Below are 13,278 nucleotides of genomic sequence, written 5' to 3' on the forward strand. Positions count from 1 at the left end.
TTACAAATATACGATTAAAACACCATTCGGGATTTTAAAAATACAATTAAGAAGCTTTTTAAATACAAAGAGTCGCCCGATTTAAACCGGGCGACTCTTTGTATTGCAGGTTAATTAACCTTATACCTGGCTATCTCTTAAGGCTTTGATCTTATCATGCCCTTCGTTTATAGCTTGTTGTTGCTGTGCAATAATTGTGGCATACTGCGGTGCTAAACCATTGTCTTCTGATAAAGCATCACGATATGCTTTTTTAATGGCATCCTCGCCGCGCTCGCATTCTTCTAAAATGCTCTTACGGTCGTGCCCGCTAAATGTGGCTTTCACGTCCAGCCATGCACGGTGAATGGTGCCTGTTGCAGAATTACCGGTTTCAACTTCGCCGCCTGCCTGGCCTACTGCAGCACTAAGTTCTTGTACATTGCGGCGGCTATCACTTGCAAACTGATCAAATATAGCTTTAAGATCAGCATCGCCTTCGCCTAAACCTTTTGATGCGCGGTCAAAGCCATCTATACGGTCGTTATTAATCTCTATTAAATCGTTTAATACTTCAACTGATTTTTCTGTGGTAGTTTCCATGGTAGTAATTATATTTTGTTTGATGATACCAATGCAACCACCATGCCACAATTTTAATTTGTAATTAAATAAATTATTAAAAAACTTATCCCCAAAGGTTTATATCTTTTTAATATGAAAGGCGCACAAATTCGGGAGCCGTTTTATAATTCGGGATGTTGCCAAATTACTTTATGGTGTAAGCAGACAAATAAGTAGAACTTTTAAAGCCAAACAATTCGGCATCCGTTTGTATCAATCCAATCTCCTTAGCCAGATAGTAATCATATGTACCATAATCCTCAAATCCACTCCCCAAGCCAAAATCATATTGTACGGTAAGGCGGGTATGTATTACGTTTTTGTAGGTTTTATTAAGCACTGTTTTAGTAATTCCCGATTCGATGATCTTGCCTACTGTACGGGCTGGAACACCATTTACTAAACCATTTGGCGACATATTAGCCGTCCACTCGTCGCCAACTTTAAGGTTATCATCCAGCAAAAAAAACTCAACGGTTACTTTTTCCTGTACAGTGGTAGCCATTATCTTATACTTTTTATCTTTTACATAATAGTATTGAAACGTGTTCTCTTTGCCTTTGGTAGCGCTTCTAACCTCGTAATAATTTTGGCCGTTAATAGGTGTAATCACACCCGAGATATGGGCTTCGGTGCTTTCCACAGTGCCTGTAAGATTGTTTTCATACGTCCACGAGCTACCTTTTGAAGTAGGCAAATAACTATCGTTAGTTTTTGTGGTAGATGTATTACCGGGGTTTACGGAAACATTATACCCGGCATAGTCAACAGCATCTTTTTTACAGGAAGCAAGGCATAATGCAATAACCGGGAACAGTAGAAGTAAATATTTTTTCAAGCTTTAAAATTTAATTGTTTATAATCTTCATAAAGATAAACAAACAAAGTGCACCCACAAATGCAAAACGGCTTGTTACCCTGTATAATTTTTTCGCAAATAAAAAGGCCGCCCTTACAGGCAGCCTTCTTCAGTTTAGTTTGTTTATTAAATTATGCTTTCTCGCTTTTTGCCGATTGATTAATTGCACCTTCTGCAACCTGGGTAAGCAGCTCATCCGTTTGTTTTTCTTCCTGCAAAGTTGCATCCAGCAGCTCAACAGCTTCTGTGTAACCTAATACACCTGCCAGTGTTTTAAGGGTACCGTATGATGCAATTTCGTAATGCTCTACCTTTTGGCAGGCAGATATGATACCTGCATCGCGGGTGATGCTGCCATCTTCGGTGCTTTCAACAATTTCTTCCGACTCCTTAATGAGGCCGGCCATTGCTTCGCATTTTTTTGCTACAGCCTTTTCATCTATCGATTCAAATACTGATTCCAGGCGGGTAATCTGGTTTTCTGTTTGCTCGATATGGGTTTCAATCGCACTACGTAATTCATCAGTTGTTGATTTTTTAGCAAGTTTAGCCAACGCTTTGGTCAGGTGCTTTTCGGCCCAGTAAATATCTTTCAGTTCGTCAATAAATAACTCATTCAATGCCGATTCTTCAACAATCTCTGTTGATTCAGGTGCTTTTGGGGCTTTCGTAGCTGCTTTAGCTGCAGGAGCCTTTTTAGCTGATGCTGTTTTAGTAGTTGCCATTATGGTAAATGTTTAATTTGTTTATATAATTAATTTCTTACTACATAAACAACACCCACCTTTATAAGTTTTACTAATAAGATAATTATTTAATTAATAAAATCACGCACCCTTCTTGCTTTTTAAACTTTCCATCAATTGTTCATACAGATCGTCACTGCCGGATTTGCGTGGTTTAAGCTTTTTAATAGTGGGGCGCTTACCTTTGGCCTTAGCTTTTATAATTTTTAAAAGTTCGTCGTTATACTCGTCTTTAAATTTAGAAACATCAAAATCTTCGGCATATTGGTTGATGAGGGCCAGGCCAACATCAAGTTCTTTTTTGCTTACGTTCACGCTATCACCAACATCCAGGTCTTCGGTACCGCGAATTTCCTGGCCAAAGCGGATACGGGTTATCACCAGCACATGCTCTACCGGGTGTACAATGCAAAGGCTTTCGGTGCTGCGCAAAACAAAACGCGCCAGGCCGGCTTTGCCCGATTTTTTTAGCGCCTGCACTAATAATGCATAAGCCTTGTTATTTTTGGTATCGGGCTCGGTGTAGTAGGATGTTTCGTAAAACATGGGGTTAACATCGCCAATATCAACAAAGCTCTCAATCTCTATCACCTTGCTTTTTTCGGGTGCGGCTGCTTCAAAATCGGCTTCTTCCACAATCACGTAATCATCATCGTTTATTTTGTAGCCCTTTACAATTTTATCGTAAGGCACCTCTTTATGTGTTTTCTCGTTCACGCGCTGATAACGGATGCGTTCGTGGTCGCGGGCGTCCAGCATATCTAGGTCTATACTGCTGCTTTGTACTGCCGAATACAACTTAACCGGGATACTTACCAACCCAAACCCAAGCGAACCTTTCCAGATAGATCTCATAATACATCTTGCCTTAGTGCAATTATAACAACCGCTAAAAATGCGAACGGTTTTAAAATGAAACGATTAAGCATACCAGCTGACAGGTGTGCTTTTAAGCCCTGCGCAATTATACCCGGCTTAACAAAGTGGCAAGTGTGCTTATTACACATACTGTTCATCGCATCCGCAATTTTTTTGCACATTTGCAATTCAGCATCTTATACCCAATGGAGCAGTATTTTATCATAGATTTCGACAGTACCTTTACCCAGGTGGAGGCTTTAGACGAATTAGCACGTATATCTTTAAAAAACCATCCCGAGCGCGAGGCTATCTATAAACAGATAGAAGACCTCACCAACGCGTCGATGGAAGGCCGCCTTTCGTTCACCGAAAGTTTACAGCAACGGGTAAAGCTGCTTTGCGCCAATCGCGATCACCTGAAGATGCTGATCACTCATCTCAAAAAAAAGGTATCTACGTCTTTTTCGCGTAACACCATCTTCTTTAAAAACCACCAGGACGAGGTGCTGATCGTTTCGGGAGGGTTTAAGGAGTTCATTATACCGGTTGTTACCGAATATCATATCAAAAAAGAGAATATTTATGCCAACACCTTTGTTTTTGATGAAGATGGCAACATTATAGGTTATGATAAGGAGAACCCCCTATCGCAAGAAGGTGGCAAGGTTAAGCTGTTAAAAGAATTAAACCTGCCCGGAGAGATTTTTGGGATAGGTGACGGATATTCGGATTTCCAGCTGAAGGAATCGGGCATGATCAAGAAATTCTTTGCCTTTACCGAAAATATCGAGCGTAAATCTGTAGCTGAAAAAGCCGACCACATTACACCAAGTTTTGACGAGTTTTTATACATCAATAAACTACCCCGGGCTATATCATACCCTAAAAACCGTATTAAATGTTTAGTTGTTGGCCATATTGACGAAGATGCCCTGGCCCAAATGAAACGCGAAGGCTATAACCTGCGCCATCGTGATAATATTGAAGAGAAATACCTGGAAGAAGCCGGTGTATTATTTTGTGATGAAGCCAACCAGCCAAAACCAGATCAGCTTGGAAACGCCTGGCGCCTAAAAGTAATTGGCTGTTTTGGCCGCGTAAACCGTAAGCTGGCCGAGGCAGCCTGCGATAAGGGCATCATTATTTTTGACGACCCGAAAGCCAACCCCCGCAATACCGATTTTATCCCCCGCAGGGTAATTGCTTTTATGAACGAAGGTAAAACCCACATGAGTTGCAACTTTCCCGATCTGCAGCCGCCACGTATCAATAACGCCCACCGCCTGATACATATCCACAAGAACGTACCGGGCATACTGGCCCAGATCAACGAGGTGTTTGCCAATCATAACATCAATATTGTAGGCGAGTTTTTGGTGACCAACCCGCAAATAGGTTACGTTATTACCGATGTAAATACCGGTTACGATACACAGGTACTCAACCAGCTTAAAGCTATTGACCAAACAATAAAATTCAGGCTGCTTTATTAAGAGATTAAAGGTTTGTGATTGAAGATCAGACTATCAAACATTGTAACTCTGATGTCTTATCCCTATTCACCAATCTCTACCAAAGGCACCACCAACACAGGCACCTGCGAGTTGCGCACCACACTTTCGGCAACACTGCCCATCAGCAGCCGGTCTAAGCCGCTGCGGCTATGGGTACCGAGAACGATCAGGTCGGCATTAAATTCCTGGCTACAGTTTAAAATGCCATCAGCTGTAGATCCATATTCATTAAAGTGTGTTACCTGCAGCCCCTGGGCATACTTTTTTATGGTACGCTCAATAACATTCTCGGCCTGGTCTTTTTGTATATCCAGCAAATTTATTTCATCATAAACAGGAGCCTGAATAGGCATGCCTGTTATGCTATCACTACTTGTATTGGTAACTATGCCCGGTTCAACAATATGCACCAGGCCTACATGCGCGTTAAAAGTACGGGCAATATCAAACCCGTAAGAGGCTGCATATTCGGCAAATTTACTATCGTCGATACCAATAAGGATCTTGCTGATTTTCATAGTTAGTTGGGCTGTTTACTTACTAAACAATCCACCATAAATATGTTTTAGTAAAAACAGAAATTGCCTATAGCTTATATTTTGAAAACATGCGCTTTAAATAGTTGCTTTCATCAGCTATAAGTTTGGGTACAGCTGTTTTTTGTGCCGAATAAATGCCGTTATCGCCGCTGAAAAAATAAGCAGTAAAACAGGCTACGGCAAAAAACAAGGCGTATTCGCCACCAAACAATTCAATTCCCATTAGCGTACAGGCAAGGGGCGTATTGGTAGCGCCGGCAAAAACCGCTATAAAACCTAAAGCAGCAAACAGGCTTACGGGTGCATTCATCCATTCGGCCAGGGTATTACCCAGGGTACTCCCTATGTAAAATAGCGGCGTAACTTCGCCCCCTTTAAAGCCGGTACCCAGGGTAATAGCCGTGTAGATCAATTTCCAAAGCCAGCTAAAGGCATCGGCCCCGGCATGATGAAAGGCTGATACAATGGTTACTGCACCGGGATATTCTGCATTTACGCCTAAACTTAAATAGTCGGGCTTACCTAATATAAAAGTTAATAATATAATGGCAATACCCCCACAAACAGGTATGAGCCAGCTTACCCTGATCCATTTTAAACAATAATTTTTTACAAGTTTTACCCCACCGGCAAAAGCCATACTCACTAAACCGAATATGACCGAGGCTACAATCACTTTTGCCAACAGCCAAAAACTAACCGGTAGGTGAACGTTGTACAGCGTTTGCCCGGTATCCACAATATCTACATGGTAAGGCGTGTGGTGAATACCCCAGGCAGATACTGTTACATCCCCTACTATACCGGCAATTAAGCAGGCCGGCAAAGCACCATACTGTATGCGGCCAATGGCAATTACCTCCAGCGCGAAGATGGTACCGGTTAATGGCGTGCCAAATACAGCGCCAAAGCCCGCAGCTACACCCGCAGTAAGCATAATCTTTTTATCACTTTCAGTCAGATTAAACCAGCTGCCAAACTGGTTGGCAACACTACCGCCAATTTGTACCGCAGTACCCTCGCGCCCGGCCGAGCCGCCAAATAAGTGAGTAATAACCGTAGTAACCAAAATAAGCGGTGCCATACGTTTGGGCACGCCCGCCCCAGGCTGATGGATCTCATCTATAATTAAATTATTGCCCCGCTCGGCACTTTTGCCATACCATTTATACAACAGGTGGATAGCTACACCGGCGGCAGGCAACAGATATAAAAACCAGGCATGCGCAAACCTAAAATGGATGGCCCAATTTAACAGCCACAAAAATAAGGCTACCATACTGCCAATGGTTACAGCTGCAGGGGTTATAATAACAGCCCACCTGGTAAGGTAAGTTAGTAATGCGAATTGTTTGGAAAAGATATTTTTAAACATAACCTACGTGCAAATAAATAAACAACTTATTTGGGTAGGCGTCATCAGCTTTGCAGCGGTTCAAGTAGGCAGAACACCATTGCCTTGTTTGTATAAAGCAAATGTAAGCGAAAAGTTTAAAGTAGAAAGTAAATGCTATGCAGTTTTTTTGACTTTAAACTTTTAACCTTCAAGTTTCAACCCATACCTATATCTTTGCCCTATGAGCATCTCTCCCGAAATAGAAAAAAGGCTTACCCTGCTGCAGGAAAAATATAATGCCATGGGCCAGGATATGACATCCTACCTGGATGGCCTGCTGCACGCCGATTTTTTAACCTATTGGGATTATATTCACCTGGATACGCTTTTAAGCCTGCAAAGCCCCAAAACGCCGTTCCCGGATGAAGAGATCTTTATTATGTATCACCAGATAACGGAGCTTTACTTTAAACTTAGTTTGCATGAGTGCAAACAACTAGCCGAAGCCGAAAATCTGACCACCGATTTTTTTACTGCCCGTGTAAAACGCATTAACCGCTATTTCGAAGCGCTCACTAATTCCTTCGAGATCATGGTAGATGGTATGGAGAAAGAGCAGTTTCTGCAATTCCGGATGAGTTTGCTGCCGGCCAGTGGTTTCCAGAGCGGGCAATACCGCATGATAGAAATTTACGCTACTGATTTTATTAACCTGGTAGCCCCCGATCATCGCGAGGCATTAAGCGCTGCAACGGTGGAAGAACAGTTTGAGCAGATCTATTGGAAATATGGCGCAACCGAACTATCTACCGGTAAAAAAACACTTACCCTAAATCAATTCGAAAAAAAATACGCCAAAACGTTTATAGAACTGGGCAAAAGCGTAGCCAACACCAATTTTAACAGCCTGCTGCAACAGCTAAAATACAAAGGCGAAAGTACCATAGCTTTAGAAGAACAATTAAGGCAGCTGGATGTGAACGTGAATATCAACTGGCCGCTATCGCACTATAAATCTGCCGTGCGCTATCTGCACCGCGAACCCGAAGAAATTAAGGCCACAGGCGGTACCAACTGGCAAAAGTACCTGCCTCCGCGTTTTCAGCGACGCATATTTTACCCGGCACTATGGAGGGTTGATGAGCTGGAAAACTGGGGCAAAGCCTGGGTAGATAAAGTGGTTAACGAATTATAGTTAGTTTGTGATTTGCAGCTGCCTATCTGCAATTACCTTTTCTATCTCCTCAAAACATTCAAAGCAGTTACTAACCAGTACTGATGGTTTATTGCTTGCCTTGCTTTGCAGATAAATACCATCTTTACGTTGTTTAATATCTTTAATATTACTGTAAGCAATAACTACATCAGGCTTATTCGTTATATGCAGGGTTACATCGATATCGGTTACAATCAGCTCTGTATTGTCAATAATCGCATAATACTTTCTTCGGCCAAAAATATACGCTGCAACCAGGGCAATAATAATTATTGCATAAATACTAACGCTTAGTGTGGTTGGGTTGCGATAAAGCAGGTTATAAGCCAAAACAAGTATAATAACCGCATAATAGATCATCATGGTACGCGTCCAGCTGCGTTTTAATTCTGTATTCCCGTCCTGGCTATATTTATAAACCGTCATTTTATAGTGCTAATTTGCTGTAATATACCTTTCAAAGTGTAAAAACTGAAAAAATCTGCGAAAATTCTTACCTTGCCACTTTCTGAATTATATACCTACTGACATGACCGATACACTGGACATAAAAATAACCAAAGCCGCTCAATCACGTTTAGCGGAAACGGATTTTAACAACCTGCCTTTTGGCAAGGTTTTCTCTGACCACATGCTTGTGGCCGACTACGCCGATGGCGAATGGAAAAATTTTGAAATTTTACCTTACGGCCCTATTTTAATGAGCCCGGCAATATCTGCACTGCATTACGGCCAGGCATTTTTTGAAGGCATTAAAGCATATAAACACGCCAACGGCGAGGTTTCTATTTTCCGGCCGGACAAGAATGCAATTCGTTTTAATAAATCGGCAGAGCGCCTGTGTATGCCAACCTTGCCCGAAGATATTTTTGTACAAAGCATTGCCGCTTTGGTAGATATTGACCGCGAGTGGATTCCCGGCAAGCCTAATCATGCCTTGTATATCCGCCCGTTTATGTTTGCTACCGACGCGTTTTTAGGTGTAACGCCATCTGCTACTTATAAATTTGTAGTAATAGTTGGCCCGGTAGGCCCTTACTTCTCCAAACCGCTTAAGGTTAAAATAGAAACGCATTATACCCGCGCTGCCGAAGGCGGTATGGGGTATGCAAAAGCTGCCGGCAACTATGGTTCATCTATGCTACCTGCCCGCAAAGCTACCGAAGAAGGTTTTGACCAACTGATCTGGACAGACGCTAAAGAGCATAAATACATTGAAGAAATGGGTGCCGCTAACGCTATGTTTTTGTTAGATGGTAAATTGATAACCGCCGAAGCTAAAGACACCATACTGGACGGCGTAACCCGGGATACTGTTATTGCTTTAGCAAAAAACTGGGGCATCCCGGTAGAAGAACGTAAGGTATCTGTTGCCGAACTGATAGAAGGCGCTAAAAATGGCAAATTAACAGATGCCTTTGGTGCCGGTACTGCCGCAACCATTGCATCAGTAGCTTCTATTACCTACGAGGGCGTTGAATATCCATTGAGCGACCCTGCAACCCGCGAGTTTTCTAAAAAGGTTTTAACCACCCTGGATGATATCAAATACGGCCGAGCAGAGGACGCACACGGTTGGAATTATACGGTATAATATCTGGCTTAGATATGGGAGCCCTGCAGCAATGCGGGGCTTTTTTGGTTATGTAGTTGCCAGCATAATCCACATGTCATTTCGAACGAGCGGGAGAAGGTTGCGCGTTGGGGGCGAGGAGAAATCTTGTACGCCCAGTAGCAAATTAATCGCCGCCTATCTCATCATTTAAGAATTTCCATTCAGGATTAGTAGATGAAATCAAAGCATCTTTCTTTTCTCTTCTCCATTTCTTGATCTCTTTTTCACGTGCAATGGCGTGTCAATATTCGAGAAATGTTCATAGTAAAATAAATTATAGCTATAATACTTGCCAGAAAAAGACTTTGCAGCACCCCTATTTTCTTTATGTTGATCTAACCGGATATTAAGGTCATTTTTGACACCAATGTACAGAACCGTTTTGTCAGGATTGGTTGTTATATAAACGTAATAGTTATAGTTCTACATTTCTTATTTGAGATAGCATGGCGTATAAGATTTCTCTTCGCGCCAACGCTTTGGCCGGCCTGGGCTCATTCGAAATGACATCGTTTTTAAAGATCAATCCTAAACTACATCGTAGCCTTAACTACAATATAGGGCGACAATGCTTTACTATCCACCGGGATAATTTTGGTAAATACCTTACCGGCTACCCAAATGGCTTTAACGATAGCTTTTGATAAGGCCTTCTGTTCAGATTTATTTTCCAGCCAAACCGTGAATTTACCGTGATAGTACGTTTCAATATCTTTTAGGCCAAGTGCTTTACAACTATCGCGCAGCAGGGTTAGGTCCATACTGTTAATGTTGTGCTTATCATAATTGTCTTTATCAAAGTTTTTTTGTACCCAGCCGTTCACGCTTTTAAAGTTTGGTAGCGTAATAAATAAGGTACCGCCGGGCTTTAAAAATTTAAGGTGCTCGTTAATGATGAATTGCGTATCGTTAAAATGCTCAATCAACCCGAAGGAAAGCACCATATCAAACTTTTCGGCAGGCTGGTAGGTGAACAGGTCGGCTTCTATTATATTGATATCACCGGGCTCCAAGTCATTGGCGGCAAGCAGTTTGTTAACCAGCTCCGGGTGGATAAAATAATCAAGCAGTGTGGTTCTTAGTTGCTGATACTTTTTGAGATAAATGGAATAATACCCTGGGAAACCGCCCAGCTCAATAGCATTCTGCACACCCTTTTCGGCAATTATTTTTGCCAGTATATCGCCAAAAACATAGTTAGGCTTCAATTTAAATATCAGCCCCTTGCGCGATTCCCAAAATGATTTCCAGAAGGAACGGTCGGTTAAATTATTCTCCATTAAATAAGTTCAATACGGGTTGCCGCCTCTGTTTTTTGTTCTAATATTCTTGCGGGGTTACCCACTGCAACGCTGTTATCGGGTACATCCTTTATCACAACTGCGCCTGCGCCAATAATCACATTATCACCTATGGTTACATCGCCTATGATACAAACATTAGCGCCAACATCCACATGATTACCCAAACGCGGGCATTTGCTAAACGTACCGTCGGCCAGTTTTTTATGGCCTATGGTCACGCTATTACGTAAAACACAATTTTCGCCTATAACAACGCCCTGGTTAACCACCAATGCCTGCCCATGATAAACAATCAGGCCTTTGCCTGCGGTAAGTTTTCGGGGCAGTTCGATGCCTAAATGCCATTCTACAAACACCCGGTAAAGCACCAGGTGCCAGCAAAAAAGTATCTTTAACAACATATTCCGGTTAACCAGCTGTACCGACCGGAATAAAAACAATACCAGCCGCCCTTTTATATTGCCCCGGTTGGCGCTCCAATCCTGGAATAAATAGGCTAAAAAATTCATGCTTATGTGGCTGTTTTGCTTTTAAACTTCATTTTGATAATAATGAAGCATTCAAAAGTAAAATTTTTAATTTTAGTATCATTATACTTGCCACGATAAATGAAAGTTGCACTCATCAATACATCAGATGCCGGCGGCGGCGCCGCCGAGGCCTGCATGCGCTTATTAAAGGCCCTGCAATTACAGCAGGTAGATGTAACTATGGTGGTGCAGCATAAAAAACGCGCAGACGATGCGGTATATACGGTCGAAAAAAACTTTTTTGGCAAAATGCGTTCAAGCCTTAATTTTTTAATGGAACGCATTCCCTTTATGCTTTTTCAGGAGCGTGACAAACTGGTACGCTTTGCCTTTTCGCCGGCAGATGCCGGTACAGATATCAGCCGCTCAAAAGTTATTCGCGAGGCTGATATTATTCACCTGCATTGGACCAACTCCGGATTTTTATCCATCAAAGACCTGAAAAAAATTTTCGCCCTTAATAAACCCATTGTTTGGACCCTGCATGATATGTGGGCTTTTACCGGCGGCTGCCACTATGCAGGGCCTTGTAACCACTTTAAAAACCAATGCGGCAATTGCTACTTTTTACGTAATCCGGAAGATAACGACCTATCGCATGATGGCTGGCTGCGTAAAAAAAATATGCTGGGCGTAGCTAAGAGCCTCTCGGTAGTTACCTGTAGCCACTGGCTTGGCGAGGTTGCGATGAAAAGCACATTACTTAAAGGATTGATGATACAGGCCATCCCCAACCCTATTGATACGGAGCTATTCTCGCCAAAAGATAAAATTGCAGCACGGGCCAAATGGGGCGCTAACCCATCTGCCAAAATTATTTTATTTGGTGCAGCCAATATCAACGATCGGCGCAAAGGCATCAGCTATTTGGTGGATGCCCTGCACATCCTGAAGAATAAATACACCGAAGACACGCCGATGGAAATCGTAATTTTTGGGAAAAATAAACATTTTGATGTTACCACCCTGCCATTCCCGGTGCAGCAGCTAAATATGATAACCTCGCCTGCAGACCTGGCCGAGATATACAGTATGGCAGATGTTTTTGTATCGCCATCTATAGAAGACAACCTGCCTAACATGATCATGGAGGCCATGAGTTGCGGCACGCCTGTTGCAGCCTTTAATACAGGTGGCATACCCGATCTGATTGACCACCTGGTGAATGGTTATATGGCCGAATTTAAATCATCGGCAGACCTGGCCGCAGGAATAAACTATGTACTTAATACGGCTAACCATAATAAATATGGCTCTGCTGCGCGATACAAGGTAAAACGTATGTTTAATAACGAGAAGGTTGCCGGGCAGTATATCGATCTATATAAATCTATTGTATGAAACCCGTACTATCGGTAATTACCATTGTTTACAATAATGCCCGCGATATCGAGCGTACGCTGCTTTCAGTGCTTAATCAAACTTATGGCGCGATAGAATATATAGTGGTTGACGGTGCATCTAACGATGGTACGCTGGAGATCATCAAACGCTACGAAAACCGCATCGCTAAATTCATCAGCGAAAAAGATAAAGGTATTTATGATGCCATGAACAAAGGGCTTGCCCTTGCTAAAGGCGATTATGTGATCTTCATGAACTCGGGCGATGAGTTTTATGCTAAGGATACCGTAGCCAAAGTTTTTGCTACCGCCCCCGATGCTGATATCTACTACGGCGAAACCGAAATGGTGAACGATGAACGCGAAAGCCTTGGCCGGCGCCGCCACAAAGCCCCCGATAAATTTACCTGGCGTAGTTTTAAATTGGGGATGAGTGTTAGTCACCAGGCTATTTATATCAGGCGCACACTTACAGAACCTTATGACCCGCGATACCAGTTGAGTGCCGACATCGACTGGATCATCCGCGCAGCTAAAAAAGCTAAAAAAATAATTAAAGCTGATGGTTATGTGGCCAGATACCTGGTTGGCGGCATGTCTAAAGCCAAACATAAACAAAGCCTTTTAGAACGTTTTGATATCATGAAACGCCATTACGGGCTGATACCTACTGTGCTTAACCATGTAGTAATCACCTTTAATTTGGGCTGGTATTGGCTGTTGAATAAAAGGACGAATGATTGACCGAATTAAGATTTGACAACTTTTTAAAAGTTGTCAAATCTACCTCCAATAATTGCTGTCGCGAGTTT

15 protein-coding genes and 1 riboswitch are annotated in these 13,278 nt (G+C 42.4%); of the genes, 5 read left to right on the top strand and 10 right to left on the bottom strand.

What is annotated here, in order from left to right; all coding sequences use genetic code 11:
- Positions 1 to 120: 120 nt before the first annotated feature.
- The 4 genes from E2R65_RS14915 to ku form a co-directional block, all read right to left on the bottom strand.
- Positions 121 to 582: a ferritin-like domain-containing protein gene (locus E2R65_RS14915; protein ID WP_134337275.1), complete on the bottom strand. Its 462-nt coding sequence runs from the start codon at positions 580 to 582 to the stop codon at positions 121 to 123.
- Between the two features lie 166 nt (positions 583 to 748).
- Positions 749 to 1,441, bottom strand: a complete 693-nt coding sequence (locus tag E2R65_RS14920) for a hypothetical protein (protein ID WP_134337276.1) — start codon at positions 1,439 to 1,441, stop codon at positions 749 to 751.
- Positions 1,442 to 1,593: 152 nt separating this feature from the next.
- Positions 1,594 to 2,187: a YciE/YciF ferroxidase family protein gene (locus E2R65_RS14925; protein WP_134337277.1), complete on the bottom strand. Its 594-nt coding sequence runs from the start codon at positions 2,185 to 2,187 to the stop codon at positions 1,594 to 1,596.
- A 102-nt stretch (positions 2,188 to 2,289) separates the two neighbouring features.
- On the bottom strand, positions 2,290 to 3,063 hold the full coding sequence (gene ku, locus E2R65_RS14930; protein WP_134337278.1) for a non-homologous end joining protein Ku: 774 nt from the start codon (positions 3,061 to 3,063) through the stop codon (positions 2,290 to 2,292).
- A gap of 209 nt (positions 3,064 to 3,272) precedes the next feature.
- Here ku and E2R65_RS14935 point away from each other — a divergent pair, with 209 nt between their 5' ends.
- Positions 3,273 to 4,562, top strand: a complete 1,290-nt coding sequence (locus E2R65_RS14935; RefSeq protein WP_134337279.1) for an HAD-IB family phosphatase — start codon at positions 3,273 to 3,275, stop codon at positions 4,560 to 4,562.
- 62 nt (positions 4,563 to 4,624) lie between these two features.
- Here the strand turns inward: E2R65_RS14935 and E2R65_RS14940 are convergent, their stop codons facing one another.
- On the bottom strand, positions 4,625 to 5,101 hold the full coding sequence (locus E2R65_RS14940; RefSeq protein WP_134337280.1) for a universal stress protein: 477 nt from the start codon (positions 5,099 to 5,101) through the stop codon (positions 4,625 to 4,627).
- 67 nt (positions 5,102 to 5,168) lie between these two features.
- Positions 5,169 to 6,497 carry a voltage-gated chloride channel family protein gene (locus tag E2R65_RS14945; protein WP_134337281.1) on the bottom strand — a complete coding sequence of 443 codons (1,329 nt, stop codon included), beginning with the start codon at positions 6,495 to 6,497 and terminating at the stop codon, positions 5,169 to 5,171.
- A 28-nt stretch (positions 6,498 to 6,525) separates the two neighbouring features.
- Positions 6,526 to 6,590: riboswitch (Fluoride riboswitch) on the bottom strand.
- A 109-nt stretch (positions 6,591 to 6,699) separates the two neighbouring features.
- Here E2R65_RS14945 and E2R65_RS14950 point away from each other — a divergent pair.
- Positions 6,700 to 7,653 (top strand): tryptophan 2,3-dioxygenase family protein, encoded by a 954-nt coding sequence (locus tag E2R65_RS14950; protein WP_134337282.1) that lies wholly within the window; start codon positions 6,700 to 6,702, stop codon positions 7,651 to 7,653.
- Here the strand turns inward: E2R65_RS14950 and E2R65_RS14955 are convergent, their stop codons facing one another.
- Positions 7,654 to 8,100, bottom strand: coding sequence for a hypothetical protein (locus E2R65_RS14955; protein WP_134337283.1), 447 nt, complete (start codon positions 8,098 to 8,100; stop codon positions 7,654 to 7,656).
- 103 nt (positions 8,101 to 8,203) lie between these two features.
- On the opposite strand from E2R65_RS14955, the gene E2R65_RS14960 reads away from it, so the two are divergent.
- Positions 8,204 to 9,268 (top strand): branched-chain amino acid aminotransferase, encoded by a 1,065-nt coding sequence (locus E2R65_RS14960; RefSeq protein ID WP_134337284.1) that lies wholly within the window; start codon positions 8,204 to 8,206, stop codon positions 9,266 to 9,268.
- Positions 9,269 to 9,469: 201 nt separating this feature from the next.
- On the opposite strand, the gene E2R65_RS14965 is transcribed toward E2R65_RS14960, so the two are convergent.
- From E2R65_RS14965 to E2R65_RS19940, 3 genes are all read right to left on the bottom strand, one after another.
- Positions 9,470 to 9,691, bottom strand: a complete 222-nt coding sequence (locus E2R65_RS14965) for a GIY-YIG nuclease family protein (RefSeq protein WP_317131554.1) — start codon at positions 9,689 to 9,691, stop codon at positions 9,470 to 9,472.
- Between the two features lie 131 nt (positions 9,692 to 9,822).
- Complete coding sequence (locus tag E2R65_RS14970) at positions 9,823 to 10,569, bottom strand: class I SAM-dependent methyltransferase (protein ID WP_134337285.1); 747 nt, start codon at positions 10,567 to 10,569, stop codon at positions 9,823 to 9,825.
- Positions 10,569 to 11,102: a serine acetyltransferase gene (locus E2R65_RS19940; protein ID WP_134337286.1), complete on the bottom strand. Its 534-nt coding sequence runs from the start codon at positions 11,100 to 11,102 to the stop codon at positions 10,569 to 10,571. The genes E2R65_RS14970 and E2R65_RS19940 overlap by 1 nt, the downstream gene beginning before the upstream one ends.
- A 99-nt stretch (positions 11,103 to 11,201) precedes the next feature.
- Here E2R65_RS19940 and E2R65_RS14980 point away from each other — a divergent pair, with 99 nt between their 5' ends.
- Both E2R65_RS14980 and E2R65_RS14985 read left to right on the top strand, forming a co-directional pair.
- A complete protein-coding gene (locus tag E2R65_RS14980; RefSeq protein WP_134337287.1) occupies positions 11,202 to 12,464 on the top strand; it encodes a glycosyltransferase family 4 protein in 1,263 nt (420 codons plus the stop codon).
- Complete coding sequence (locus tag E2R65_RS14985; RefSeq protein WP_134337288.1) at positions 12,461 to 13,210, top strand: glycosyltransferase family 2 protein; 750 nt, start codon at positions 12,461 to 12,463, stop codon at positions 13,208 to 13,210. The genes E2R65_RS14980 and E2R65_RS14985 overlap by 4 nt, the downstream gene beginning before the upstream one ends.
- The last annotated feature ends 68 nt before the right edge of the window (positions 13,211 to 13,278 follow it).

Source organism: Mucilaginibacter phyllosphaerae (assembly GCF_004378255.1).
GTDB classification, from domain to species: domain Bacteria; phylum Bacteroidota; class Bacteroidia; order Sphingobacteriales; family Sphingobacteriaceae; genus Mucilaginibacter; species Mucilaginibacter phyllosphaerae.